Below are 24,411 nucleotides of genomic sequence, written 5' to 3' on the forward strand. Positions count from 1 at the left end.
CGATGGACATCAGGGCAGATACCTGCCCAGTAGACGCCTACCCAACCGAAACCTACCCAGCAGAAACTCAGAGGGTAGCTGCGCTGCTGTTCGGCGCTTCGCCCACAGCGATTTCCCGCAGAACCTTTACCCCCTGCCCCGGCTGCAAACGCTCAGCGCCGCGCACAATGACCTGATCCCCATCGCGCACATCACCGCTTACCGCGATCCAGTCGCCGTCGCCACTGCCGGGGGTGACCGCGAGACGCTGCGCCTTGCCCTCGTCATCCACGCGGAATACGTAGGCGTTGCCATCGCGCAGGATCAGGGCGTCGCGGGGAATGGCGATGGTCTGCTCTGCCGCACGCAGGGGAACGGCGACCTGCACCGGCAAACCGGCTATCCACCCGGCGGCCACTTCTGTCGGCAAACTGACCAGTAATTTCACCCGGCGGGAGCCGGTATCGGCGACCGGCACCAGTTGCCGTACGTGCCCCTGCACCACTGCAGCGGCGGACTCGCGTTGCGCGCGGTTGCCCAGCAGGTCGCTGCGCAGGGTCAGGGAGTCGCCCTGTTGCAGCAGTGGCAGTGCCCCGAGGGGAATATCCGCTTCCACTTCCAGCTGGCCCATGTCCAGCGCACGCATCAGTTCTTCACCGGTGCGTACGTATTCACCGGCCTGCAGTTCACGGCTGACTACCAGGGTGTCGAAGGGCGCATTGATACGGGTTTTGCCCAGTTCGTACTGGCTGCGGTCGCGGGCGATTTCTGCCGCGGCCAATTGCTGCGCCAGCGCTTCTCGCTCCGCCTGCTGTTCTTCCAGCGCCGAGCGCGATGTGCTGTTGCGTTCAGCCAGGGATTGCAGGCGGTTCAGCTGCGCATCCATATAGGTCAGGCGCGCCTGCAGTTGTTTGATCTGGCTTTGTGCATCGCGCAGCTGCAGTCTCCACGGAGTGGCCTCCAGCTCCGCAAGGCGCTGGCCCTGCTTTACCCGTGCACCCGGCTCGGCGACATATTCCAGCAGGCCGTCCAGCTGCGAGGACACGCGAATATCCCGCCGGCTCACCACACGCCCGGCGGCCCACTGACTGGGCGAGAGATCGCGCAACTGTGCGCGGCTGGTGGAAACCGCAACGCCTTCCTGGGGTCCCTGCGCGAGAGAGGGCAAGGCAAAGAAACTGCCGGCAATCAGCGCTGCGCTGAGCCAGGTGGAAAATCGCTTGTTCGCTTTTTTGACTACTGTTCTGGTCGTTTTCATTGTGAGTCACTCCCTGCGCCGGACGCGCGGAGGTTTTGTTGAATTTGTCGAACACCCGGCAATGAAACATTGCCGGTTTGCAACAGGGCGGGCAGCAAGATCAGGGTAAACAGTGTGCTCACCGCCATACCGCCGACAATCACCGCCGCCAGCCCGCGATAAATCACGCTGCCTTCCCCGGGTGCCACCAGCAGCGGCAACATGCCAAATACACTGGTCAACGTGCTCATAAAAATCGGCCGCAGGCGCAGCTTCAGGGCCTGCTCCACCGCAGATGTGCGATTGAGCCCTTCCAGCTCCGCGGCGCGGGTCTGGTGTACCAGCAGGATCGCGTTGTTCACCACCAGGCCGAGCAGGATCACAAAGCCGATCATGGTCAGCAGGTCCAGCGGCTGGAAGCCGAAAAGGTTAATCAACCGCAGCGCCAGCACACCGCCCACCGTCGCCAGTGGCACCGTCAGTAAAACCAGCGCCGCATCTTTCAGCGAGCGAAACAGCGCGCTCATCAGCAGGAACAGGATCACCAGTGCCAGTACGAAATTCTGTGAAAGGGATTTGATCGCGTTATCCAGATCACTGGCATTGCCGCCCACCAGAATACTGCCGTCGGCGGGCATCGCGGCCTGGAGTTTCGGCAGTATGTCCGCCTCGATCTGTGCGCGCACTTCCTCCAGGGAAACATCATTCGGCGGCACGATGCGCAAGCTGATGGTGCGGCGCCCGTCCACCCGGCGAAGACTGCCCGGCCCCACGGTGCGCTCAACGCTGGCCAATTGCGACAGCGAAGTAATCTGGCCGCGGGGAGTAACCAGCGGGGTATTTTCCAGCTGCTCCGGGGTACTCCACTCCTGCGCCTTGAAAATGACATCCAGCCGTTTTTCACCGTTGAAGTATTCGCCCACATACAGGCCGTTACCCAGCGCGCGAATCAGGCTGCCCATATCCTGACGGTTCCACCCCTGCTCGTAGATGGCGCGATCGTCCGGGTGCACGGTGAGCTCCGGCTCTGCCAGCGCCAGGCCCGGGTTCGGCTGTACCGGCACCCCGGGCATCTGCTCACCGAAAATTTTCACGCCGGCTGCGGCGGCCTTCATCAAGCCTTCCGCATCTTTGGATTGCAGGTGCAGCTCGATCTGGCGGTCACCGCCGAACTGACCAAACAAATTGCCGCGCGCGGCAAAGCCCTGGAAGTCCGGAATATCCTTGAGCACTTCCTGGCGCAGGATACGCTCCATATCCGCAGCCTTGCTCATGTCTTTCACCCGCACGCCCATGGTGCCGCCATTGGGCCAGGTGAGGATGTAATAGTTTTTCAACGCCGGCTCTTTTTCGCCGCGCATATACGGGCCCATACGCCGGTCGATTTCTGCCACCACTTCTTTGGCGATGGTTTTATTGTTGGTGGCCGCAGGGAAATTCAGCCACACGTCCACCGCATCCCGTTTTACCGGCGGCAGATAGTCGAGCTTGGGTAACAATAACCAGGTCGCGGCCAGCGGCAGCACCAGAAACAGACCGATCACTCGCCAGCGCCGCGCGGTGGTGGCGGTAAGTCGCATCACCCGGCTACTGATTTTTTCCCACAATGGCGCGAGGCGGTCGCGCGCAGAAACTTCCGGCAACCAGAGTTTTGCCGCGACCGGCACCACCGCGACCGCGACCAGCAGTGAGAACACCACCGCTACCGCAATGGTGAGCGCGAGATCGCCGAAGATCTGTCCTTCCACACTGTTGAGGAAAAACACCGGCAGGAAAATGGCCACGGTGGTCGCGGTGCTCGCCAGCAACGCGCCCCAAACCTGCCCGGCACCCTGCACAGATGCCTCATCGGGACTCTTGCCCTTTTCCCGCAGGCGAATAATGTTTTCCAGCACCACGATGGCAGCGTCCAGCACCATACCGGTCGCGAACGCGAGTCCCGCCAGCGAAATCACGTTCACACTGCGCCCCGCCGCAGACAGCACCACAAACGTGGCAAGCAGGGAAATCGGGATCGCCGCCGCCACGATCAGGGTGGCGCGCATACGCCGCATAAACCACCACAGCACCCCCACCGCCAGCAACATGCCCAGCAGCAGGTTGCCACCGAGTAAACTCAGCGCGCGGTAAACAAAGATCGATGCATCGAAGGATTGCACCAGCACCAGCTTCTGATCCGCCAGCATGGTGTTGTTCAGCTCCGCCACCCGCGCCTTTACCCGCTCCAGGGTCGCCAGCATATTGGCACCGTTGGCGCGATTAATACGGATGGAAACCGCCGGGTTGCCGTTCTGCGTGGCGGTACCATTGGACTCCGACGGCGCCACCTGCACACTGGCGATATCCCCGAGGCGTACCGCCTGGCCATCGCGCCATTCCAGCACCAGTTGCGCGAGTTCATCCGGGCGGTATTCCCCGGCGAAACGCAGGGTATAGCGGCGACGCCCCACATCGGTAAAACCACCGGAAACATCCCGCGCCGACGCCAGCTGCTGAGTCACCAGTGGCAACTGAATCCCCAGCTCCGCCGCCTTCCACGGATCAAACACCACCTGCAGCTCTTCCCGCGCGGCCACGCCATTCTGCGCCTCCACACTCGCCACCCCCGGCACCGCCTCCAGCTCCGGGCGCAACACATCCTCGATCAAGCCGGTGTACTCGCGCATGGTGTTCGGATTGCCCGGCAGCAGCTGCAAAAAGAAATAGGTCAGCGGCGATGTATTGCCACCCCAGCCACCCAGCATCACCCGCGGCGGCTCCGCATCCCGCGGCAGTGGCGGCAGACTGCTCATGCGACTGATCACATCGATCAGCACCTTGTCCATATCCGTGCCCATGGCAAACTCGAGGTTCACCCAGGCACCGCCACGGCCGGCATTCACCTGCATCATCTCCAGCCCGGTCACTCCCTGCAGCACCGACTCGATCGGCTCAACAATTTCCGCCTCCACCTCTTTTGGTGAAGCCGCGCGCCACCCGGCCTGAATGGTGATCTGCGGATTTTCGATATCGGGAAACAATTGCACCGGCAGCTTGCTGGCGAGAAACGCACCCAGCAGCACGGCAAGCACCACGGCGACCGCCGTGGCTGCAGGGTTTTTCAGCGCGGTATTGGTGAGCGACATGCTCGCGACCCCATCAACGTTTGGTTTTTATAAAAATTCTTGTTGATGGAAGGTTAACTGCAGGGGAAAGGAAAACAATCGCGTTGCGATAGAGAGAAATAAAATGCAGCCGAGCTGGAGAGGATTCAGGACGATCGACTTACGAAGTGCAATACCTTGATGCGAAGGCAGAGTGCTGGGTATCTATTTTCAAAAGCGTCGCAAACAGGAAGTTTGCGCCGCAGCGCCCAGGGATGGGTTCACAGCGGTTTTGAAAATAGATACCCAGCACTCTGCCGCCACGGAATGGAAAAATATAGGACCACAAGGCCTAAATAAAATGTTGAACCTTATTCTTATAACTGCGGCTCATCTTCAATCGCTCGCCGTTATTCAGCACCAGGTGATACTCGCCGTTGATGTGCGCGCAAATCTCCCGCACCCGCTTTAAATTGACGATGGTCGAGCGATGAATACGCTGAAATACCTTCGGATCCAGCTGCTGTTCCAGCTCCTTCATGGTGATACGCATCACATGGGTTTCGCCATTGGCGTGCACACACATATAGTCACCGGCGGCATCGATCCAGTCGATTTCCCGCGCCGGCACCAGGGTAATTTTTCCCGAATCCTTGATCGCGATCTTGTCCGGATAGCGACTGCCACCCAGCTCACCAGCCGCCAGCTTTTCTTCCAGCGCCTCCGGCGATTCCTGAGTCAGATCGGCCACCGCCTCCAGTAACTGCTCGCGCTGCGCCACCAGGTTTTCGCTACCCAGCTTCGCGCGCACCCGCTGCAACGCCACCGCCAACCGGTCTTCCTCAATCGGCTTCAGTACATAGTCCACCGCGTTGACCTCGAAGGCCTCAACCGCGTACTGATCGTAGGCCGTCACAAACACGATCTGTGGAATATCGTCCTTCGGCAGCAACTGCACCAGCTCCAGGCCACTGACGCCCGGCATCTGGATATCCAGAAATGCGACATCCGGCTTCAGCGCCAGAATCTGCTCGCGCGCCTCGCGGCCATTGCCGCACTCGCCAACCACCTCGATACCGCCCAAATTTTCCAGGCGCAGGCGCAGACCGCGCCGGGCCAGGGGCTCATCGTCCACAATGATGACTTTCAGGATTTCGTTACTCACTGGTCGCTTCTCTCCGGGTAATCCTTTTTTTATCCCTGCTTGAGTTTATTCCTGTTCGAAGGGAATACGCAGGTGCACTGCCAACCCGCCTTCGGGGCGATTGCAGAAGCGGGTCTTCTGCTCAACGCCGTAGAGTGCACGCAAACGCTCACAGGTATTGCGGATGCCAACACCGGCACCGTGCCCCAGGCCGGCGAGATCCTGCTCGCGCACCCCCGGGCCATTGTCACTGATTTCGATCAGCAGTTCGCCGGCAAACACCCGCGCCTTGATCGTAATCTCACCGCCCCACTCCCGCTGGGAGATACCGTATTTGATCGCGTTTTCCACAATCGGTTGCAGCAGCAGACTCGGCACCAGCGCCCGCGGCGCATCGCCATCCAGGTCCACATTGATCTGCAGGCGATCGGCGAAGCGCACCTTCTCAATGTCCAGGTAGAGCATCAACGCTTCCACCTCTTTCGCCAGGGTCACCTTCTGCATGGGGTCATTATCCAGCGAGTGGCGCAGGAACTGGGACAGCCGCGTGACCATGCTGTTGGCGGTCTTGCCATCCTGATCCAGGATCAGGGTAGAGATGGCATTCAGGGTATTGAACAGGAAGTGCGGATTGAGCTGGTAGCGCAGCATCTTGAGCTGCGACTGGTGGGCGATGGACTCCGCCTTCAGTGCCTTCTCCTGCTGTTGCAGGGAGGTCTGGTAGTACTTGATGCCGTAGTAGAGCGCGGTCCAGGTCATGTAGATCAGGAAGGAGTAGGAGAACCAGTAGACCGCCAGCACCATCGGGTGGTCATCGCTCTCCTTGCCGTAGAGCCACAGGGAGCCGCCAAACTTGATCGCCGCCCACAGCGCCGCCGCGACAATGATGACACCCAGGGTACCGATCAGGCGGGTCGCCGGCGGCTTGTCCCACAAGCGCTGGAAACCGCGGCGCATGCCCTCGGACAGGGCGATGCCCGATGCCGTCGCCACCGCCAGATAGCCGGTGTACAGCCAGTGGCTCTCCACCCAGAAGAAGCCGCCGATAAAGGTCAGCAGTGTATAACCTGCCCAGCCGCTGAATTGCAGCGCCCAGTACTGGTTGCGCTCGGACGCCAGCCAGTCGGACAGCCAGTTGAAAACGGTAGTACCCATAAATCTCCAAAGACGCGCACGCACGGCGCCAATCTGGGAAAATAGCCTAAATGACGCGGGCCGTGGGCGAAATACCACCAAACGCAGCAATCGGACGGACTGCCGCAGAAAGTGCGGCGGGCAAAGACAGATCGAGGAAACGGTGCGATGAACTACTGGCTGTTCAAGTCGGAGCCGGATGAATACAGCATTGATGACCTGAAGAGCGAATCTGGTCAAATAGGGCGCTGGGACGGTATCCGCAACTATCAGGCGCGTAATTTTCTGCGCGACCAGGTGGAAGAAGGCGACGGCGTGCTCTTCTATCACAGTGCCTGCAAGGTGCCCGCCATCGTTGGCACCGCCCGCGTAGTGCGCACCGCCTACCCGGACCCGGCGCAGTTCGACCCGGAGAGTAAATACTTCGACCCCAAGGCAACTGAGGACAAACCGCGCTGGTTCTGTGTGGATATCCGCTGGCAGAGCGCCTTTGCACGCCCGGTGCCATTGAAAGAGATCAAGCAGAACCCGGCGCTGGCGGAAATGGTGCTGGTAAAGCAGGGGCGGCTGTCGATTCAGCCGGTGACGGCGGCGGAGTGGCAACTGATCGAAGCCCTGGGCAATTAACCCTCCGCCCGCATCAGATGAATTCGGCTATTTCCGCCAGCGACTTTTTGCCAATTGCCGGTACCTGCGCACCCTCTTCCGGCAATCCCGCCACCACGATCATATAGGGGCGCTCGTTGCTGGGACGACCGAGGATCTGGTTCAGGAATTTCATCGGGCTCGGGGTGTGAGTGAGTGTGGCGATGCCGGCATTGTGCAGGGCGGCCAATAGCATGCCGGTGGCAATGCCCACCGATTCGGACGTGTAGTAATTTTTGCGCTGCTCTCCCGCCTCCCCTTCGGAAAACTTCTTCAGAAAGATCACGATCAGGTAGGGCGCAGTTTCCAGAAACGGTTTCTGTGCATCGGTACCGAGCGGCGCCAGTGCATCCAGCCACTCCTCCGAGGCACGCCGCTCATAGAATTCCCGCTCTTCCGCTTCCGCCGCCAGGCGTATCTCTTTTTTCACGGCTGCCGATTCCACCACGCAGAAGTGCCAGGGCTGCATATTGGCACCACTGGGCGCACTGCCCGCGGTCAGCACCGCATGTTCGATGACCTCTCGCGGGACCGGTTTGTCTGAGAAGTCGCGCACCGAGCGACGCTGTTTCATCCACTGGTAGAAGGAACGCGCACGCGCGATTTTGGTTTCGTCATCGAAACATTGAAATTCCAGCGGCAGAAATTTCTCGGAATCCGCCATCACACATACCCCCTAATCACAAATACTCCCTAATCACACAACGCCTTTGGTGCGCGCGATAAACAGGCTGAGCAGGGACAACACTGTCAGCACGGCGAGGATAATACCGAGCAGCAGGAAAGGCCTGAACGGCTTGCGCTCCACATCGTTGTGGCCACGTTGCAGATAGCGATCGACCTTGGCCTGGTCTTCGTCGGAGAGTTTTTTCGGTGGGATGGCGGTTTCGGAGTCTGGACTGGGCGAATCGGAACTAGACATAGGTAACCCGGGATCTTTTTATTTTGATGACCCGAGTTTAGGAGATTCGCCGAAATGAAAAAAGCCCCGCGGGTGCGGGGCTTTGATCGTCCGAAGGACCTGGATCCCGGATCGAGTCCGGGATGACGAGGCAAAGCGGATTACGCTGAATCCCAGTCATGCCGGTACCAGATCTAGTCCGGCATGACAAAAACATCCGGCATCCAGCAACCGGGGTCAGAACAGCTCTTCTTCCAGGTCCATCAGGGTCTCACTGCCGGCCAGCACGCTCTCCGCCAGTGCCCTGGCCTGCGGCAGCAGGCGGGCAAAGAAGAAGCGCGCGGTTTTGATCTGGCTGCGATAGAAATCGTCGCTCTGGCCCGCGGCAACGCTGGCAACTTTCGCCCACATGAAGGCGTAGGCTACGAAGCCGAACTGGTGCAGATATTCCACGGAAGCCGCACCCGGTGCGTTGGGGTCGGTCTTGGCGGCATCGATTACCGCAGCAGTCACGTCTTTCAGACGTTGCAGCTCGCTCGCCAGCGGCACGATGAATTCAGAGAGAGCATCGTTCGCGGCATTGGCATCGATAAACTGCTGCACGTCGGCGGCGAACAGCTCGAAGAAGGCGCCGCCGTTGGCCACGGTCTTGCGGCCGATCAGGTCCAGCGCCTGAATGCCGTTGGTGCCTTCATAGATCTGGGTAATACGCACGTCGCGTACCAGCTGTTCCTGGCCCCACTCGCGGATATAGCCGTGGCCACCAAACACTTGCTGGCCGAGCACGGTGCAATCCAGGCCCTTGTCGGTAAAGAAAGCCTTGGCCACCGGGGTCAGCAGCGCCACCATGGCTTCCGCGTGTTGTTTCTCCTCACCCTCACTGTACTTGGACAGATCCAGCCACTTGGCCACATAGGTGGACAGAGCACGAGCACCACCGATATAGGCCTTCTGGGTCAACAGCATGCGACGCACGTCCGGGTGCACGATGATCGGGTCGGCGGCCTTCTCCGGCTGCTTGGCGCCCTCTGGGGAGCGGCTCTGCACGCGATCGCGGGCGTATTCGATGGCACTCTGATAGGAGCGCTCGGAAGCGCCAAGGCCCTGGATACCCACACCCAGGCGCTCGTAGTTCATCATGGTGAACATGGCCGCGAGGCCCTTGTTCAACTCACCTACCAGCCAGCCTTTGGCACCGTCGAAGTTCATTGCGCAGGTGGCAGACGCCTTGATGCCCATCTTGTGCTCGATGGAGCCACAGCTCACGCCATTGCGCTCGCCCAGGCTGCCGTCTTCGTTCACCAGAATCTTCGGCACCAGGAACAGGGAGATCCCTTTCGGGCCCTTCGGCGCGTCCGGCAGTTTGGCCAGCACCAGGTGGATGATGTTTTCCGACAGGTCGTGGTCACCGCCGGTGATGAAGATCTTGCTACCGGTAATGCTATAGCTGCCGTCGTCCTGGGGCTCAGCCTTGGTGCGGATAATGCCGAGGTCGGTACCGGCGTGAGGCTCGGTCAGATCCATGGCGCCGGCCCAGGTGCCCGCGTACATATTCGGCAGGTATTTTTCTTTCAGTTCGTCACTGCCGTGCGCGTCCAGTGCCAGGCAGGCGCCGTTGGTGAGAATCGGGTAGAGGGCGAAGGAGATATTCGCCGAGCACAGCATCTCTTCCACCTGGGCGCCCAGCATCTTGGGCATGCCCATACCACCGAATTCCGGGTTGCCCACCAGCGCGCCCCAGCCGCCTTCGCAGTAGGTGGCGTAGGCTTCCGGGAAGCCTTTCGGGGTGGAGACCACACCATCGTTCCAGTGGCAGCCTTCCTCGTCGCCACTGCGGTTGAGCGGGTCCAGGGTATTGGCGGCCAGCTTGCCCATCTCTTCCAGGATGGCATCGGCGGTTTCACGGTCGGCGGCTTCCGCCAGTGCGGGCAGGCGCGCCCACAGCTTGTCCGCCTCGAATACCTCGTGCAGCAGGAAGTTCATCTCGCGCAGTGGCGCCTTGTAATCGGCCATGGTCTCGCCTCGCAGAATCGGTTACTGGTGGATCAGCAATGACTGATCAGATAACTCGGTGAATACGATCAATCAATTGTTTCAAATGCATGTTTCAAACACATGTTTGAAATCTAGAGCCAAGCGCACCCCAAGTCAAGCCGAACGTCGGGTCCGGCTTGTCGCATTCGGTCACCGCCTGCCTACAGCAGGAGGCGGCTCACAGGGGGATCAGTTGGAAGAAGATAGCAGCGGGGAGAGGTCGAGGTGAGTGGCGCCATTGCGGTAGTCGCCGGATTCGTCATAGTCGAGCACACCCAGGCAGGGGGCGGGCAGGATGGCGCCGAGGGTCATCAGGTTCTCCTCCGCCCGGGGCATTTCGGATTTGGGAGCACGCACAAAATTGGCCACCCAGCCGGCCAGCTTGAGGCCGTCCCGGTGGATCGCTTCGGCGGTCAGCAGCGCGTGGTTGATGCACCCCAGCTCCATACTGACCACCATGACCACTGGCAACTCCAGCTCCCGCGGGAGGTCGGAAAGGAACTGGCGCGGCGCCAACGGCACACGCCAGCCCCCCGCGCCCTCGATCAACACCAGGTCGGTTTTAGTACTCATTACCCCGCGACAGATGCCCACAAGACGCGACACGTCCAGGCGCCGCCCCGCTTCCATCGCCGCAATATGTGGGGCAACTGCCGGCGCCAGTGCAATGGGGTTCACCTGCTCGTAGGGTAAATCCTCGGTCATCGCCTCCATCAGCGTCAGCGCATCGCTGTTGCGCAGCCCGTCAGTGGTCTGCTCACAGCCAGACGCCACCGGCTTTACCGCTGCCGTTTTCAGCCCCTGCGCGGCAGCCGCGTGCAGCAGCGCGGCGCTGGTATAGGTCTTTCCGACTTCAGTATTGGTACCAGTCACAAAAAACGTACGGGTCACGGAAACTTACCTCTCTTATAGAAATCTTTTATGTTGACGCCCCTTTAAACATGATCTACTTGCTGATAAATTGACCACGTAGAGCAGTAATCGTACAACCCACTTCGCCAAACATGGTTGGGGCTAGGATAATTGCCTAACGAAGACCCCCGCCTCTGGCATGGGGTGACAGTCTAGGACAGCGCTGTCATGACGCTATTGCGCCACAAAGTCGCACCGCGCAACCACATTGCTCAGCCAGCGGCGGAATTCCCCCGCCCACACGCCGAGTCTCCCCGCAAACAGCAGGGATGTGGAAGTGCGAAAGTACGGAAGCTGATTTACAGCCCCGGAATGACATAACAAACGAATGCCATTTATACCGACGAGAGCCATGCGATACCTGAAATTGAGCCTGATTGCCTTACTCCTGATCCCCACCCTGGCCGTCGCCAAGATCAAGCCTGTGGATGAAGTGGTGGTCTACAAGTCCAAACACCTGATGCAGCTAAAGCGCAACGGCAAGGTTGTGAAAAGCTACAAGGTGGTGTTTGGTAAAAACCCCGTAGGGCACAAACAGTACGAAGGCGACTCCCGCACCCCGGAAGGCCGCTACACCCTGAACTGGAAAAAGAAGAACAGCACCTACTACCGTGCTATCCAGGTGTCCTACCCCAACGCGCAAGACCGCGCACGAGCGAAAAAGCTGGGCCGCAGCCCCGGTGGCTCCATCATGATCCACGGCCAGAAGCCGCACTGGAAAGGTATCGAAGACTACCTCACCCGCATGAACTGGACCGATGGCTGTATTGCGGTAACCAACCCGCAGATGGACGAAATCTGGGCGATGGTGGATACCGGTACGCCGATCGAGATTTTTCCGTAACGCCCGCGCCGACAAATTCGAAGTACAAGAATCAGAATCGAAGGCCGGGGGCTGGGGCAAGTTTTTCGAACCGTCGTCGCCATGGATGGCGGCGCCGGAGCGTACATGGATGTACTCGCAGCGATTCGAAAAACTTGCCCCAGCGCACGGCCGCCACCGCGTTGGAGATCAGTGCTCCGGACCACCACTGTGGCGGCGAATCACTGGGTGCGGGTTTTCAGGACCGCTGTGAACCCATCCCTGGGCGCTTCGGCACAAACATCCTGTTTGTGACGATCCTGAAAACCCGCACCCAGCAATTCACCTTTAACTTTTGACCTCTGTGGCTCGATGTTCAGTCTCAATGCTCTTCCTGATAATACTCCGGCGCCAGATCATCAAAGCGCGTGTACTTACCCACGAACGCCGCCCGGCAGGTACCGATCTCACCGTTCCGCTGCTTACCGATAATCAGCTCCGCCAAGCCCTTATCCGGGCTGTCCTCGTTGTAATACTCATCCCGGTAAATAAACAGAATCACATCCGCATCCTGCTCGATCGCCCCGGATTCCCGCAGGTCCGAGTTCATCGGCCGCTTGTTCGGACGCTGCTCCACACCACGATTCAACTGCGACAGCGCAATCACCGGGCACTCGTATTCCTTCGCCAACGCCTTCAAAGAGCGGGAAATCTCCGAGATCTCCTGAGTACGCCCCTCAGTACTGCCCTTCACCTGCATCAACTGCAGGTAATCCACCATCACCATCGCCGGCATCGCCTTGCGCTCTGCATCCTCGCGGGACAGCTTCGGGTCCGCCTGCATCAACTTGTTGGTATGGTCGCGCACCGTGCGCTTCACCCGCGCGCGCACCTCTGAAGGTGACAGCCCCGGCGTATCGTCAATGTAGAGCCCCTTGCCCTTCATCTTCTGCACCGCGCTGGACAGCTTGGGCCAGTCCTCCTCCTGCAACTTACCGTTGCGGATACGCCCCTGATCGATCTTGCCGATGGACGACAACATCCGCATCACCAGACTGTCCGACGGCATCTCCATACTGAACACCAGGGTCGGTTTTTCCTGGCTCAACATGGCCGCTTCGACGAAGTTCAGCGCCAGAGCGGTCTTCCCCATGGAAGGACGGGCGGCGAGGATGATGAGTTCACCGGGCTGCCAGCCAGAGGTACGCTGATCCAGCTCGGTCAGCCCGGAGCTGAGGCCAGTGAGGTCGCCTTCCGACTTGAACAGCTCATCGATGCGCTCGACGGTCTTTTTCAGCAGCGAATCGACGCCGACAAAACCGCCCTCTTTGGCGCGCCCCTCGGCGATCTCCGCCACCCGGCGCTCGGCCATCTGCAGTAGATCGGCAGAACCCAGGCCACCAGGGTTGAAGCTGGTGCGACTGATTTCGCCGGCGGCGGCGATCAACTGGCGCAGCATGGAGCGCTCGCGCACGATCTTGGCGTAGGCGACGATGTTCGCAGCAGAGGGGGTATTTTCGGCGAGTTCGGCGAGATACGCCGGGCCACCCACTTCCGCCAGCAGGTCGCGGGTGGCGAGACCTTCGGCGAGGGTGACGATATCCAGTGGCTGCTCGCCACCGGAGGTCTCCAGCATGACACCGAAGATGACCCGGTGGCTGGCGACGAAGAAATCTTCCGCACTCAGCTGCTCCGCCACCGCATCCAGGCGGCTGGCGTCCAGCATCAGGCCACCCAGCACCGATTGCTCGGCCTCTACCGAGTGCGGCAGTGGCGAGCTGGCGGTGGTTTCCTGGGCTTCTTCTTCGTGGGGAGTGTATTCGTTCATCTTCGGCTTTATATTCGATGGCCCGGGGCCAGTCTTCCGGATCGGAAAATTTACCGGGCTAGAAACAAATCAGGCGCTGGGCCCTCCGCACCGCCCCGAAAGGTCGGCAGGGAGAATCCAGCGCCTGATTGTAGCGCGGCTGGGCCGGAAACGGGCAACCCCAATTCCCACCCAGCGCACTAAGGCGTTTCAGCGATCGCAGAAGCTTATTCGGCTTCTACAACAACCTTCACGGTAGTGATCACGTCGGCGTGCAGCTGTACGTCTACGTCGTACTCGCCCACTTCGCGCAGCGCGCCTTCCGGCAGCTTCACTTCCGCTTTTTCAACGGCAACGCCAGCAGCGGTGATCGCATCGGCGATGTCGCGCGTGCCGATAGAGCCGAACAGTTTGCCTTCGTCGCCAGCGTTGGCAGCGATAGTCACAACCACATCCGCCAGCTTGGCCGCACGGCCTTCCGCTTCGCTGACTTTTGCAGCAGCAGCGGCTTCCAGTTCAGCGCGCTTGGCTTCGAACTCAGCAACGTTTGCTGCGTTGGCCAGTACGGCTTTACCGGTAGGCAGCAGGAAGTTGCGGCCGAAACCGGCTTTGACTTCAACGCGGTCGCCCACGTTGCCCAGTTTGCCTACTTTGTCGAGCAGAATAACTTCCATCTCGGAACCCTCAGTTTCAGTTCTTGTGCGCCGCTCAGCGTTTATTGCTTGAGCGCGCGCGAATATCAATCCAGCTATCGATCAGTGCCAGTCCGCACAGGAAACCAGCCAGCGGCAGTGCCGCGATCACCAACATGACGTACATGGCGATCAGTGGACCGCGCCCCCAGCCCTTCTGGGCTACCAGCCAGTGGATCAGGCCAATGCCCGCCACCATGATGGGGAATGCGGCTACCGCGCCCCAGAACACAAAGTGTTCGCTGACGAGGCAGTAAATCCACAACAGCATACCGGCTGCGGCAATCGGCAGGGGCATTCGCAGCCCGTGCATCTCTTCCCGCAAACCGCCGGGGTTGTACAGCAGCGCCTGCCACCAGCGACCGAGCAACAGTGACAGCATGGCACTGATCACCGATACCCAGGTCAGGTAACCGGTGGCCTGTGCTTCGCTGGCAAATGCCTTGCTCAGCTGCTGGGCCTCCGGGGTACTGGCGCCGCCAGCGGCCTCATTGACCGCGGCGATCAGGTTCCCCAGCACACCCCCAGTCACCTGCGAGGTAACGAGGATGCCCACTGCGGTGACACCGGTCAGCGCTACCAGCGCCCAACTCCAGGTGCGGGTAGCACGCAACACCATTGCGCCGGCCAGCACCCCCACAAAGTGGGTGATGGCCATACCGGCCATCAGTGGCGACATATAGCCGGCACCAGCAGCGGCAACAATCGGCAACAGTGCCCAGGCCAGAACAAACAGGCCGTCGCTATTGCCGCGGCGCAACCCCACCAGTGCGAGCACCGCGGGGCTGATCAACGGGATACCCACCAGGGTGAGGATCACCGCGCGCGCACGCGATCGCATGGCAAATTCAGCGATGGCGCGCACTAGATAGCTTCTCTTTTAAAACAATACGTACGAAGCAAAGCGCAGCTTAGGCTTCGTGGCTGTCCGTGTACGGCAGCAGCGCAATGTAACGCGCGCGCTTGACCGCGGTGGCCAGCTGACGCTGATACTTGGCTTTGGTGCCAGTGATACGGCTCGGTACGATTTTGCCAGTTTCAGAAACGTAGGCTTTCAGGGTATCGAGATCTTTGTAATCGATACGCTTGGTGCCTTCGGCGGTGAAACGGCAGAACTTACGACGACGGAAAAAACGTGCCATCTGACTATCCCCTTACTCTTCGTCTTCAGTGGTGTCGGAAGACTTGGCTTCCTCGGCGCCTTCGGAAGAAGAATCTTCACGGTCGGCGCGCTCGCGACGCTCAGAGCGTTCTGCGCGCGCAGCTTTGCGCTCGCGGGACTCTTTCTCAGCCTTCATGATCGGGCTTTCTTCGGTGATGGCTTCGTCTTCACGAATCACCAGATTGCGCAGCACGGCGTCGTTGTACTTGAAGTTGGTGGTCAGTTCGGCCAGCGCTTCTTCAGTACACTCAACATTCATCAGAATGTAGTGCGCCTTGTGGATCTTGTTGATCGGGTAAGCCAGACGGCGGCGGCCCCAGTCTTCCAGACGGTGAACGTCGCCACCGCTTTCTTTGATGGTCGCAGTGTAACGCTCGACCATGCCGGCGACCTGCTCGCTCTGGTCCGGGTGAACCAGGAATACAATTTCGTAATGACGCATTTTAGCTCCTTACGGGTTAACACAGCCTCCCGGCTTGCCGCGGTAAAACAACCGCCGCCGCCCAGTGAGGCAAGGAGTACGCAACAGCAGCCCGGATGGGGCTATTGCGGGCGGCGTATTCTATGCGCCCCGCAAACTGGTTGCAAGTTGAACAGTGCGCTGGATACCCGGGTGAGCGGACCAATCAGTCACCACATTGGAGCCGCGGAATTATTTTGAAATTTACATTGAGGGGAATGTGCCCGGAGGCGTCATACAGGCATAGGTCGCAAAAACAACTAAGAAGCCAGACCCTGAACTGATACCCAGAAACAATAACAATAATCTCCAGGGACCGAAGAATAACAAACGGGATAACACCGTAGAGGGGCTCCAGGGCCCCTCCATTTTTTTGCACTCCTCGCAAGCGTCTTTAAGCGCGCTAACCGCCCGCGGCTACTTCCGCCTGATCAGAACACGTAACTGACTCCAAGGCTTAACTCAGTCTTGTCGTAGTCGTACAGTTCCCGGTTTTCCTGATTGTCGATATTCAACAGCTTTCCATCGAGACTGAAGCGCGGGGTCAGGCGGTAGCGGGTGGATACCCAGGTCTTGATGCGATCGGACTCCCGCTCGTACTCCAACACATTGCCACTGTCGTCCACCACACGGTTCAGCCCGTCATACACGCTATAGCGGTACTCGACACCGGCGCGCAGTTCCCAGCGACTCAGAAAGCGCCAGCGCACATCACTGCCGAAAGCGTGCCGTACCGGGGAGTAGCTGTAGTAATCCTCTGCAGCCTGCTGCAGATCCTCGCGGTCATTGGTGTCGTACAGGTAGTAGGCACCCCAATCGGCGCCCCAACCTGCAACAGAGATCTCGCGACGCGCGCGGGCAGAAAAGCGCTGGCGCCAGCCGTCCAGATAGCTGTAGTTCTCACCACCGGCGTAGTAGGCCGAGATATACGACAACTGCACGCTGGTCGCGCCGAAATCCCGATTCGCGCGAGCGATCAATTGCAACTGCTGGCTGACCCGCTCACCACCCAAAGTCACCCACTCAACGCCACTGCCCGCCTCCAGGCCCCAGCCATTCCGGCGCAGGTCGCGAATCAACGAGGTGCGGAGACTGCCCAGGTTCAGACTGTCCAGCTCGCTGTAACGACGGGTGAAGCCGTACCCCTGCAGGCGCCAGCCATCGTCCTCCGTCCCGGCCAGACGATACTGCCCCCAGCCGAACAGCTCGAAGAAGCTGTCCTCTCCCACCGCGTCGTCACCCAGTAACTCCGTTTTTACTGCATAGGGATTACCGTCCTGACCGCCATTGATACTGGCCATGGCCAACCAGGGGCGCGATTGGGCGGCGGGCTCGGCAACCGGGCTGCCCAACTGCAGAGCCGCCAGTCGCTGTAACTTTGGCGAGCCGGCACGCTCACTCACTCGGCGAAAATACTTCGCTGCCAGCACCTGGTCGCCCTGGCGCTGCGCCACCAGCCCCAGATTGTATTCCGCCAGGTCGCGCCATTGCGGCTCTGGCACCACCTGCCAGAAATAGTCAGACGCTTCCGAATAGCGGCCCAGTTTGAACAGGGTGACACCCAGGTTGAATTTCAACTTGGCGCTGTCGTCCCCGCCCCGCTCCGCCTGCCGGAACAGCGTCAGCGCCTGCGGATAATCGCCGCGCTTGAAGGCGCCGGTGGCCGACGGCAGCTCTTCGGCGGCCAGCCGCGCCGGGCCGAATATTGAAACCGCGATCAGTGCGGTGATAAGAAAAAACAGTTGGATAAAGTCGCGCATTCCCTGCCTCGTTACCTGACTTCCCTGCGGGGGGAGTTTTTGCCTCGTCAAATAGCATCGGCCCGGGTCGCATCCTGCGCGCCCGGGCCTGTTTTGGTAACGACCCTTTATCCCCCGGTGCCCTCTGCGGCATCACTCGCGTCACTGGCAACATTGCCCCGCAGAGAGTCCAGCAGGGCATCCACATCCCCCATGCTGTCTCCCATACTGCCGCGCGCCTCCTCGGGCAGGGCGCCGAGAATATCCTGCATCATCTGCTCGATCATGCCCTGCATTTCCGCATTGGTGAGCCCATTCTTCAGCGCCTCTTCCACCGCCTCGCGGGCAGACTCCACCGCCTGCTGCGCCTGTTCATTGGCGGCCAGCGCCGAGTTCTGCGCATTGGCCATCAGCTCCCCGCGGCGTTCAGCTATTTCTGCCAGCATCGCCTCACTGTTTGCGGCGCCCTCTCCCGTCAGTGCGCTATTACCCGGCTGCGCCTCGCGGATGGCCTTGATTGCAGCCAGAGCGGCGGCCAGCTTCTGCTCCGCGATCTCACGTACCTCTTCTGGCAGCTCGATATTGTTGAGCAGGTCCTGGGCGCTCTCCGCGTCTTCCACCACCTGCAGGGTGATATCCAGATCCGCCATTTCTGCGGCATCCGCAGCAGCCTGCAAATCTGCCTCGGTGGCCATCTCCTGTTGCGCCCAGGCGATGGAGGAAAGCGGCAGGCACGCGGTGAAGAGTGCGGTACACAGCAGTTTCCTGGTAAACAGTGCGCTGCTTGTATCAGATTGAATCTTTGACATAGTCCTTTACCTCAATAAGAAATCGGATCATTAAAAAAGACCACAGTTGCGCTATTAAAGCTGCGTCATGGGTTGATTGGCCGGTGCTTGTGCGGCCTTCGGTATCGCGTAGTGCAGGGTCTTTCTGGCCCCGCGGTATTCCACCTCGACGGTCAGTTGTCCGACAGGCTCTTGCCCAGACACTGAATCCACCTGCAGGGGCAAAGTGATCTGATTGGCACCGGCAGAAATATCCGCCTGCCACTCCAGCTGATTCACATCGGCATATCCCTGAATACGGGTATTCGCCGGCAGCAATACGCGGATGGTTGCGCCTTCCAGTGCGGCGGGACTGTCCAGGCGCACATGCAGTGGCCGGATTGGCGTGGGTTCGACAGCCTCAGCCACCCCGACCATCGTTTCCTCCGGCTGATCCGTATTTGTAAGCAGTGGTGCCAGAAACAGGCCGAGCAGCAGGCTTGCGGCCATGGCGGCGGGCAGCACGATTCGATTTTGCGCCACTGCCTGCGGTATATCTTCTGTCCGCACACGAGCGAGTATTCGCGACTCAAAGTCCTTTCCGGGATCCGGAACCGGCAGCTCCCGGAGGGCACGCCGCAATTGCTCGCTGGACAGCGGTGCGCTGGATAGTTTTGTGTCCATGATTCACTCCTGAGTCCTGAGACTTACACCCGCGTCGCCTTTAAACCGACTTCTTCAAAACCGACTTCTTCATTACTCGGCGAAAAGTCTCCCAGCAGCAGGCGCAATTTTTTGCGCGCCCGGTGCAACCGCGACTTCACCGTGCCGACCTGCAGCGTGAGGATTTCAGCAACCTCTTCGGCGGTATATCCCTCCACATCGTGCAGCACCACCACATCCCGCCAGCCTTCCGGCAGTGCGGACAGCGCCACAGTCAGGCTACGTTGCAAATCCAGGCGGGTGAAATCGCAGGGCCCGGAAGAGGCGACGGTGTTGATTCCCAGGACCTCGCCTTCATCGTCGTCCTGATACAAGCGCACCCGCTCATCGATCGGCGACGCGCAGCGGCGGCGGTACTGATCCACATATTTGCGGTACAGCACTTTTGCCAGCCAGGGACCCAGCTTCTCAACCGCGTCCAATTCATCCAGCCGAGGCAACAGCCCGAGCATCAGATCCTGCACCAGATCTTCCGCCTCCTGCGCACAACCGCTCAGGCGATACGCCACGCGATGCAGCTGACGCAGATGGGGAAACACCAGCGCTACAAAGCGATATTCCCGCGCGCACTGTCGATTCAGAAACCAGGCCTTCACTACCGCACTCCCTTGCCCCGGAGCCGGCGACTGCCATTTGCCGGCTTGTGCACTCTTACACGAAGCGGAAAGCCAAAAGGTTCCCGCCAGAACGAAAAAAATTAAAAAACGAAAAGTCAGAAAAAATTAAAGCAGCTGCAGGCAAGCGGGATGACTGGCTGGGCGTGGCACAGGTCTCAAATAACGCTGAATACAGGAAGTGGCCTGCCAATCTTTTTTCGGCGGACAGAAGTGGCACGGAGAGCGCGGGAATTCAGCAGGCTGCGAGAAAATACAGGCGCAAAAAAAGCCGGGCGGAAATTCCGGCCGGCTTGCTGTTGGCATTTCTAAGAGCGGATCAACCGGTGCGCTGACGCACCGCTTCAAATAGACATACGCCGGTGGCCACCGAGACATTCAGGCTGCTCACTTCGCCGGCCATGGGGATTTTGATCAGGTGATCGCAATTCTCCCGGGTCAGTCTCCGCAGACCCGGGCCTTCGGCCCCCATTACCAGGGCCAGCGGACCGGTGAGGGAGGTTTGATAGAGGTCCTGCTCTGCCTCTCCCGCCGCACCATAAAGCCAGACACCGGCCTGCTGCAGCATCTGCAGGCAGCGGGCCAGATTGGTAACGGTGATAAATGGCAGCACTTCGGCGGCGCCACAGGCGACCTTGCGTGCGATAGGTGTGAGGCCGGCGGCCTTGTCCTTGGGAGCAATCACTGCGTGTACACCGGCGGCTTCCGCGGAGCGCAGACAGGCGCCAAGGTTGTGCGGATCGGTCACGCCGTCGAGAATCAGCAGAAACGGAGCTTCCCCTTTCTCATCCAATTCTTTCAACAGCGATTTGAGAAACTGCTCATCGTAGACTTTGGTGTCGCCCACACAGATGGCCACCGCGCCCTGATGGTTGCCGTCGTCACCTATTTTTTCATCCAGGGCCTTGCGGTCGACGTAGCGAATGACAATTTCATTCTGCTCCGCCTGGCGGATGATCTTCTGTAATTTCTGATCGCGACGCCCGCGCAGCAACAGCAGTTCCTGTACCTGCTGGGGCGAGCTTTTCAGCAGTGCCTGCACCGCGTGCAGGCCGTATACCAATTGTTGTGTCACCGATTATTTCTTCCCACCGGGCTTTTTCGCCAGTTTTTTCTTGAGCTTTTTCTTCGCCGCCTTTTTCGCCGCGCGGTTTTTGGCTTCTGCTTTATCCGCCTTCTGCGCGGCCTTGCGTGCAGCTACTGCCGGGCGCTTGCCGCCTTTTCTCGGCGGGGTCTTTTTTGGCCGGCGCTTTTTCGGCGCATCTTCTTCGGTGATGGGGTTTGCGCCTTCCGCTTCGCTCACAATCTCTTCCGACGGCGGAACCACTTCCGCGGTATCGCTGCCGACCTTGCGCTTGCGAATAGGGCGCGGCTCATCTGCTCCACCTTCGGCGGCTTTTTTCTTCAGACCGGCGCCCCAGGGATTGGTCTTCTGTTCTTCCGAACTGAAATCGGACTTGCCGCGGCGCTTGCGCTCCTGCTGGAATTCCACCGCCATTTCCATGGCGCGACCGCTGACCTGGGTCGACTCCTCACCGGCGCGGGATTTTTTCGCGACCTTGTCTTTCTTGGTTGCGGGGGCGCTGTGCTCGGTACTGCTGGCACTCATTGCTTTCTTCTCAATCTTGCTGTCGCCTTTGACGGCGGATTTCTTTTCGGCCTTTTTGTCGGCCTTCTTATCCGCTTTAGGCTTTCTGTACTTTGGTGTCTGGTAACTGGGGCGCGGGTGCAACTCCACAAAGGAGAAATCCACCTTGCGCTCTTCCAGATCGACCCGCGCCACTTGTACGGTAACACCGTCACCGAGATGGAAGCGGGTGCCGCTGCGCTCGCCGACCAGACGCTGCTGGGCCTGTTCGAACTGGTAGTAATCCTTGGGCAGGGCAGTGACGTGAATCAGGCCTTCCACGTAGAGGTCGTCCAGCTCCACAAAAAGGCCAAAGCCGGTCACCGCGCTGATCACGCCGCGATAGACCTCGCCCACGTGATCCTGCAGATATTCACACTTGAGCCAGCTCGTTACATCGCGGGTGGCGTCGTCAGCGCGGCGCTCGGTCATGGAGCAGTGTTCGCCCAGCTCCACCATGGCGACGGTGCTGTAGGGCAGGATTTCTTCCCGCTCCAGCGCGTGGGCGCCAGGTGCCTGGCGCACCTTTTTCACTACCGCCGGCGGATTGGCACTGCCATTGCGGATCAGCCAGCGCAGGCCGCGGTGCAACAACAGGTCCGGGTAACGTCGAATCGGCGAGGTGAAGTGTGCATAGGCGCGGTAATCCAGGCCGAAGTGACCGCGGTTTTCCGGCTGGTACACCGCCTGGTTCATCGAACGCAGCAGCATGGTCTGGATAATGTGGAAATCCGGGCGTCCATCCACCTGTGAAAGCAGCACCTGGTAATCACTCGGCTGCGGTTCGCTGCCGCCTTCGAGGCGCAGCCCCAGCTCTCCCAGGTATTCGCGCAGGTTTTCCAAACGCTCGGTCTTGGGAACATCGTGCACCCGGTACAGGGCCGGAAGCTCTGCCAGTTCCATCAGCTCCGCCGCACACACGTTGGCGGCGAGCATGCACTCCTCGATCATCTTGTGCGCGTCGTTGCGCTGCACCGGCACAATGCGCTCGATCTTGCGCGTGGCGTCAAAAATGATTCGGGTTTCGGTGGTCTCAAAATCGATAGCGCCGCGGCGATCGCGGGCACCGCGCAGGGCGGTGTACAGATCGTGCAGATTGTCGATATGCGGAGTCAGCGCGGCAAACTGTTTGCGGATGCCGCTGTTGCGATCGTCCCGCTCCGCAACGATTTCACCGACCTGGGTGTAGGTGAAGCGCGCGTGGCTGCGCATCACGCCTTCCAGGAACTGGTAGCTCTGGATGGTGCCGGACTGGTCGATGTGCATTTCGCACACCATGCACAGGCGATCCACTTCCGGGTTCAGGGAGCAGAGGCCATTGGAGAGTTTTTCCGGCAGCATGGGCACAACAAAATCCGGGAAATATACGGAATTGCCGCGCTGGTGCGCTTCCACATCCAGGGGTGTGTTGACCTGTACGTAGTGGGATACGTCGGCGATGGCTACCAACAGCTTCCAGTTGCCATCCGGCTGCACCTCGCAGTACACCGCATCGTCAAAGTCCCGCGCATCTTCCCCATCAATGGTGACCAGCGGCAGCTGGCGCAGGTCAATACGCGCGGTCTTGTCTTCTTCCAGCACCTCGTCGGCAATGCCGTCGACTTGCGCGAGCACTGCCGCGGGCCAGGTGTGGGGGATACCGTAATTGCGAATGGCAACGTCGATTTCCATCCCCGGCGCCAGGTGGTCGCCGAGCACTTCCGCCACTTCGCCCTGGGGCAGGTTGTTGCGGCCGGGCTGGGTGGTGATATCCACCACTACATACTGGCCGCTCTGGGCGTCAGCACACTTGCCTTCCGGCACAAGCACGTCGAGGGTCAGGCGGGGGTTGTCCGGGCGCACAAAGCAAATGCCGTCTTCGCGGTAAATCCGCCCGGCCAGTTGCTGGGTATTGTGCTTGATGACCCGCACCACCGCGCCTTCGCGCTTGCCGCGGAAACCGCCGGGGGTTTCCCGCACCAGCACCTCGTCGCCGTCGAAGACCTTGCGCATCTGGCGGTGGGACAGGAACAGGTCGTCGCTGCCATCCCCGGGGGATACAAAGCCGAAGCCATCGCGGTGACCGATCACGCGCCCGCGCACCAGGCTCATCTTGTCGAGCACGCCGAAATCGCCGTCGCGATTGCTGGCAATCTGGCCGTCGCGGCTCATGGCGATCAGGCGGCGGCGCACGCCCTCGCGACGGTCTTCGTCGTCGATGGACAGAAGGTCCGCCACTGCTTCCCAGGCCACTGGGCCCGGCTGCTGCTCCAGCACGTCGAGCAGAAACTCGCGGCTGGGAACGGGTTTTTCGTACTTCTCCGCCTCGCGCTGGGCGTGAGGGTCATTTTCCATTGCGGAGGGATTGTCTTTTTCTTGCGTCAAAACTGCTTCCATTGTTCTGCGATTGACCGCGCGGTCCGCGCAGCCCCGGGATTCATCCGGCGCAGGGGGTGTGAATGGGTGCAACGGTCGGGCCCGAGCTCTTTGGGTTGGGGAAAGCTGGGGCGGGCGATTGGAGTGGCGAGTGCCAAAAAGTGGCGTGGGCCACTGGAAATGTTGCACATTGCCGCGAGTATAAGCGATTTGAAGCCCAATTCCCGCGTTGATTTGTGCTTTCCACCCAGGAAATGCGCGGAAAAGACGCGCAAGCCGTTGATTGGCTGACAAATTTTGGCAACAGAGAGGCCATAAAAAGCGTTGACACCCCCGAGGGGAATCACTATAGTGCGCGTCCTCAACGGAGCACACCGTTGAATTGCCCAGGTGGCGGAATTGGTAGACGCGCTAGCTTCAGGTGCTAGTGGCCTTACGGTCGTGGAAGTTCAAGTCTTCTCCTGGGCACCATCTTTAAAAAAGGGGCCAACTCGCAAGAGTTGGCCCCTTTTTGTTTTCTCGCACCTGAAAACCTTCTTACCAAGTCTTGTGGCGGTGCCGCCAGCTGGCAGGCCCTTGCAAGACACGCCGTAA

At 60.0% G+C, this 24,411-nt stretch carries 23 protein-coding genes and 1 tRNA gene; 5 read left to right on the forward strand and 19 right to left on the reverse strand.

What is annotated here, in order from left to right; translation table 11 throughout:
* Positions 1-67: 67 nt before the first annotated feature.
* The 4 genes from ACYX4K_RS13815 to ACYX4K_RS13830 all read right to left on the reverse strand — a co-directional run bounded on the left by ACYX4K_RS13815 (position 68) and on the right by ACYX4K_RS13830 (position 6,598).
* A complete protein-coding gene (locus ACYX4K_RS13815; RefSeq protein ID WP_475091548.1) occupies positions 68-1,237 on the reverse strand; it encodes an efflux RND transporter periplasmic adaptor subunit in 1,170 nt (389 codons plus the stop codon).
* Positions 1,234-4,341: an efflux RND transporter permease subunit gene (locus tag ACYX4K_RS13820; RefSeq protein ID WP_475091547.1), complete on the reverse strand. Its 3,108-nt coding sequence runs from the start codon at positions 4,339-4,341 to the stop codon at positions 1,234-1,236. Before ACYX4K_RS13820 ends, ACYX4K_RS13815 begins: the two co-directional genes overlap by 4 nt.
* A 310-nt stretch (positions 4,342-4,651) precedes the next feature.
* Positions 4,652-5,464, reverse strand: coding sequence for a LytR/AlgR family response regulator transcription factor (locus tag ACYX4K_RS13825; RefSeq protein ID WP_475091546.1), 813 nt, complete (start codon positions 5,462-5,464; stop codon positions 4,652-4,654).
* Between the two features lie 45 nt (positions 5,465-5,509).
* Positions 5,510-6,598 (reverse strand): sensor histidine kinase, encoded by a 1,089-nt coding sequence (locus ACYX4K_RS13830; protein WP_475091545.1) that lies wholly within the window; start codon positions 6,596-6,598, stop codon positions 5,510-5,512.
* A 147-nt stretch (positions 6,599-6,745) separates the two neighbouring features.
* On the opposite strand from ACYX4K_RS13830, the gene ACYX4K_RS13835 reads away from it, so the two are divergent.
* Positions 6,746-7,204 (forward strand): EVE domain-containing protein, encoded by a 459-nt coding sequence (locus tag ACYX4K_RS13835; RefSeq protein ID WP_475091544.1) that lies wholly within the window; start codon positions 6,746-6,748, stop codon positions 7,202-7,204.
* Positions 7,205-7,217: 13 nt separating this feature from the next.
* Here ACYX4K_RS13835 and ACYX4K_RS13840 read toward each other — a convergent pair whose 3' ends face one another.
* The 4 genes from ACYX4K_RS13840 to bioD form a co-directional block, all read right to left on the reverse strand.
* Positions 7,218-7,886: a nitroreductase family protein gene (locus tag ACYX4K_RS13840; RefSeq protein ID WP_475093914.1), complete on the reverse strand. Its 669-nt coding sequence runs from the start codon at positions 7,884-7,886 to the stop codon at positions 7,218-7,220.
* Positions 7,887-7,919: 33 nt separating this feature from the next.
* Positions 7,920-8,144, reverse strand: coding sequence for a DUF3094 family protein (locus ACYX4K_RS13845; RefSeq protein WP_475091543.1), 225 nt, complete (start codon positions 8,142-8,144; stop codon positions 7,920-7,922).
* 216 nt (positions 8,145-8,360) lie between these two features.
* A complete protein-coding gene (locus ACYX4K_RS13850; protein WP_475091542.1) occupies positions 8,361-10,136 on the reverse strand; it encodes an acyl-CoA dehydrogenase C-terminal domain-containing protein in 1,776 nt (591 codons plus the stop codon).
* A gap of 210 nt (positions 10,137-10,346) precedes the next feature.
* Positions 10,347-11,048, reverse strand: coding sequence for a dethiobiotin synthase (gene bioD, locus ACYX4K_RS13855; protein WP_475091541.1), 702 nt, complete (start codon positions 11,046-11,048; stop codon positions 10,347-10,349).
* 373 nt (positions 11,049-11,421) lie between these two features.
* Between bioD and ACYX4K_RS13860 the strand changes: the two genes are divergently transcribed.
* Both ACYX4K_RS13860 and ACYX4K_RS13865 read left to right on the forward strand, forming a co-directional pair.
* The gene (locus tag ACYX4K_RS13860) at positions 11,422-11,913 is read left to right on the forward strand and encodes a L,D-transpeptidase family protein (RefSeq protein ID WP_475091540.1); all 492 of its coding nucleotides are present in this window, start codon (positions 11,422-11,424) and stop codon (positions 11,911-11,913) included.
* 134 nt (positions 11,914-12,047) lie between these two features.
* Complete coding sequence (locus tag ACYX4K_RS13865; protein ID WP_475091539.1) at positions 12,048-12,230, forward strand: hypothetical protein; 183 nt, start codon at positions 12,048-12,050, stop codon at positions 12,228-12,230.
* Positions 12,231-12,253: 23 nt separating this feature from the next.
* On the opposite strand, the gene dnaB is transcribed toward ACYX4K_RS13865, so the two are convergent.
* From dnaB to ACYX4K_RS13910, 9 genes are all read right to left on the reverse strand, one after another.
* Positions 12,254-13,699 carry a replicative DNA helicase gene (gene dnaB, locus ACYX4K_RS13870; protein WP_475091538.1) on the reverse strand — a complete coding sequence of 482 codons (1,446 nt, stop codon included), beginning with the start codon at positions 13,697-13,699 and terminating at the stop codon, positions 12,254-12,256.
* Positions 13,700-13,905: 206 nt separating this feature from the next.
* Complete coding sequence (gene rplI, locus ACYX4K_RS13875; RefSeq protein WP_475091537.1) at positions 13,906-14,352, reverse strand: 50S ribosomal protein L9; 447 nt, start codon at positions 14,350-14,352, stop codon at positions 13,906-13,908.
* A gap of 34 nt (positions 14,353-14,386) precedes the next feature.
* Positions 14,387-15,235, reverse strand: a complete 849-nt coding sequence (locus ACYX4K_RS13880; protein WP_476178713.1) for a YybS family protein — start codon at positions 15,233-15,235, stop codon at positions 14,387-14,389.
* Positions 15,236-15,281: 46 nt separating this feature from the next.
* Positions 15,282-15,512, reverse strand: a complete 231-nt coding sequence (gene rpsR / locus ACYX4K_RS13885; protein ID WP_066960629.1) for a 30S ribosomal protein S18 — start codon at positions 15,510-15,512, stop codon at positions 15,282-15,284.
* A 12-nt stretch (positions 15,513-15,524) separates the two neighbouring features.
* The gene (gene rpsF / locus ACYX4K_RS13890; protein ID WP_475091535.1) at positions 15,525-15,974 is read right to left on the reverse strand and encodes a 30S ribosomal protein S6; all 450 of its coding nucleotides are present in this window, start codon (positions 15,972-15,974) and stop codon (positions 15,525-15,527) included.
* A 449-nt stretch (positions 15,975-16,423) separates the two neighbouring features.
* Complete coding sequence (locus ACYX4K_RS13895; protein WP_475091534.1) at positions 16,424-17,752, reverse strand: tetratricopeptide repeat protein; 1,329 nt, start codon at positions 17,750-17,752, stop codon at positions 16,424-16,426.
* A 107-nt stretch (positions 17,753-17,859) separates the two neighbouring features.
* Positions 17,860-18,540: a hypothetical protein gene (locus ACYX4K_RS13900; RefSeq protein WP_475091532.1), complete on the reverse strand. Its 681-nt coding sequence runs from the start codon at positions 18,538-18,540 to the stop codon at positions 17,860-17,862.
* Between the two features lie 54 nt (positions 18,541-18,594).
* Positions 18,595-19,182: a hypothetical protein gene (locus ACYX4K_RS13905; RefSeq protein WP_475091531.1), complete on the reverse strand. Its 588-nt coding sequence runs from the start codon at positions 19,180-19,182 to the stop codon at positions 18,595-18,597.
* 23 nt (positions 19,183-19,205) lie between these two features.
* On the reverse strand, positions 19,206-19,817 hold the full coding sequence (locus ACYX4K_RS13910) for an RNA polymerase sigma factor (protein ID WP_475091530.1): 612 nt from the start codon (positions 19,815-19,817) through the stop codon (positions 19,206-19,208).
* Between the two features lie 47 nt (positions 19,818-19,864).
* Here ACYX4K_RS13910 and ACYX4K_RS13915 point away from each other — a divergent pair, with 47 nt between their 5' ends.
* On the forward strand, positions 19,865-20,170 hold the full coding sequence (locus ACYX4K_RS13915; RefSeq protein WP_476178714.1) for a hypothetical protein: 306 nt from the start codon (positions 19,865-19,867) through the stop codon (positions 20,168-20,170).
* Here the strand turns inward: ACYX4K_RS13915 and rlmB are convergent.
* Positions 20,155-20,910, reverse strand: a complete 756-nt coding sequence (gene rlmB / locus ACYX4K_RS13920) for a 23S rRNA (guanosine(2251)-2'-O)-methyltransferase RlmB (protein ID WP_475091529.1) — start codon at positions 20,908-20,910, stop codon at positions 20,155-20,157. The two genes, ACYX4K_RS13915 and rlmB, sit on opposite strands and share 16 nt — an antisense overlap.
* A gap of 3 nt (positions 20,911-20,913) precedes the next feature.
* Positions 20,914-23,838 carry a ribonuclease R gene (gene rnr / locus ACYX4K_RS13925; protein WP_475091528.1) on the reverse strand — a complete coding sequence of 975 codons (2,925 nt, stop codon included), beginning with the start codon at positions 23,836-23,838 and terminating at the stop codon, positions 20,914-20,916.
* Positions 23,839-24,201: 363 nt separating this feature from the next.
* Between rnr and ACYX4K_RS13930 the strand changes: the two genes are divergently transcribed.
* A tRNA-Leu gene (locus ACYX4K_RS13930) sits at positions 24,202-24,288 on the forward strand.
* Positions 24,289-24,411: the final 123 nt, after the last annotated feature.

The sequence above is a fragment of the Microbulbifer sp. ABF4_107 genome (genome assembly GCF_056312215.1).

Excerpts from the sequence above, each read along its gene's own strand:
- ACYX4K_RS13815 (WP_475091548.1), bottom strand. The coding sequence starts at position 1,237 with ATGAAAACGACCAGAACAGTAGTCAAAAAAGCGAACAAGCGATTTTCC.
- ACYX4K_RS13820 (WP_475091547.1), bottom strand. The coding sequence starts at position 4,341 with ATGTCGCTCACCAATACCGCGCTGAAAAACCCTGCAGCCACGGCGGTC.
- ACYX4K_RS13830 (WP_475091545.1), bottom strand. The coding sequence starts at position 6,598 with ATGGGTACTACCGTTTTCAACTGGCTGTCCGACTGGCTGGCGTCCGAG.
- ACYX4K_RS13835 (WP_475091544.1), top strand. The coding sequence starts at position 6,746 with ATGAACTACTGGCTGTTCAAGTCGGAGCCGGATGAATACAGCATTGAT.
- ACYX4K_RS13840 (WP_475093914.1), bottom strand. The coding sequence starts at position 7,886 with ATGGCGGATTCCGAGAAATTTCTGCCGCTGGAATTTCAATGTTTCGAT.
- ACYX4K_RS13845 (WP_475091543.1), bottom strand. The coding sequence starts at position 8,144 with ATGTCTAGTTCCGATTCGCCCAGTCCAGACTCCGAAACCGCCATCCCA.
- ACYX4K_RS13850 (WP_475091542.1), bottom strand. The coding sequence starts at position 10,136 with ATGGCCGATTACAAGGCGCCACTGCGCGAGATGAACTTCCTGCTGCAC.
- ACYX4K_RS13860 (WP_475091540.1), top strand. The coding sequence starts at position 11,422 with ATGCGATACCTGAAATTGAGCCTGATTGCCTTACTCCTGATCCCCACC.
- dnaB (WP_475091538.1), bottom strand. The coding sequence starts at position 13,699 with ATGAACGAATACACTCCCCACGAAGAAGAAGCCCAGGAAACCACCGCC.
- rplI (WP_475091537.1), bottom strand. The coding sequence starts at position 14,352 with ATGGAAGTTATTCTGCTCGACAAAGTAGGCAAACTGGGCAACGTGGGC.
- rpsR (WP_066960629.1), bottom strand. The coding sequence starts at position 15,512 with ATGGCACGTTTTTTCCGTCGTCGTAAGTTCTGCCGTTTCACCGCCGAA.
- rpsF (WP_475091535.1), bottom strand. The coding sequence starts at position 15,974 with ATGCGTCATTACGAAATTGTATTCCTGGTTCACCCGGACCAGAGCGAG.
- ACYX4K_RS13895 (WP_475091534.1), bottom strand. The coding sequence starts at position 17,752 with ATGCGCGACTTTATCCAACTGTTTTTTCTTATCACCGCACTGATCGCG.
- ACYX4K_RS13900 (WP_475091532.1), bottom strand. The coding sequence starts at position 18,540 with ATGTCAAAGATTCAATCTGATACAAGCAGCGCACTGTTTACCAGGAAA.
- ACYX4K_RS13905 (WP_475091531.1), bottom strand. The coding sequence starts at position 19,182 with ATGGACACAAAACTATCCAGCGCACCGCTGTCCAGCGAGCAATTGCGG.
- rnr (WP_475091528.1), bottom strand. The coding sequence starts at position 23,838 with ATGGAAGCAGTTTTGACGCAAGAAAAAGACAATCCCTCCGCAATGGAA.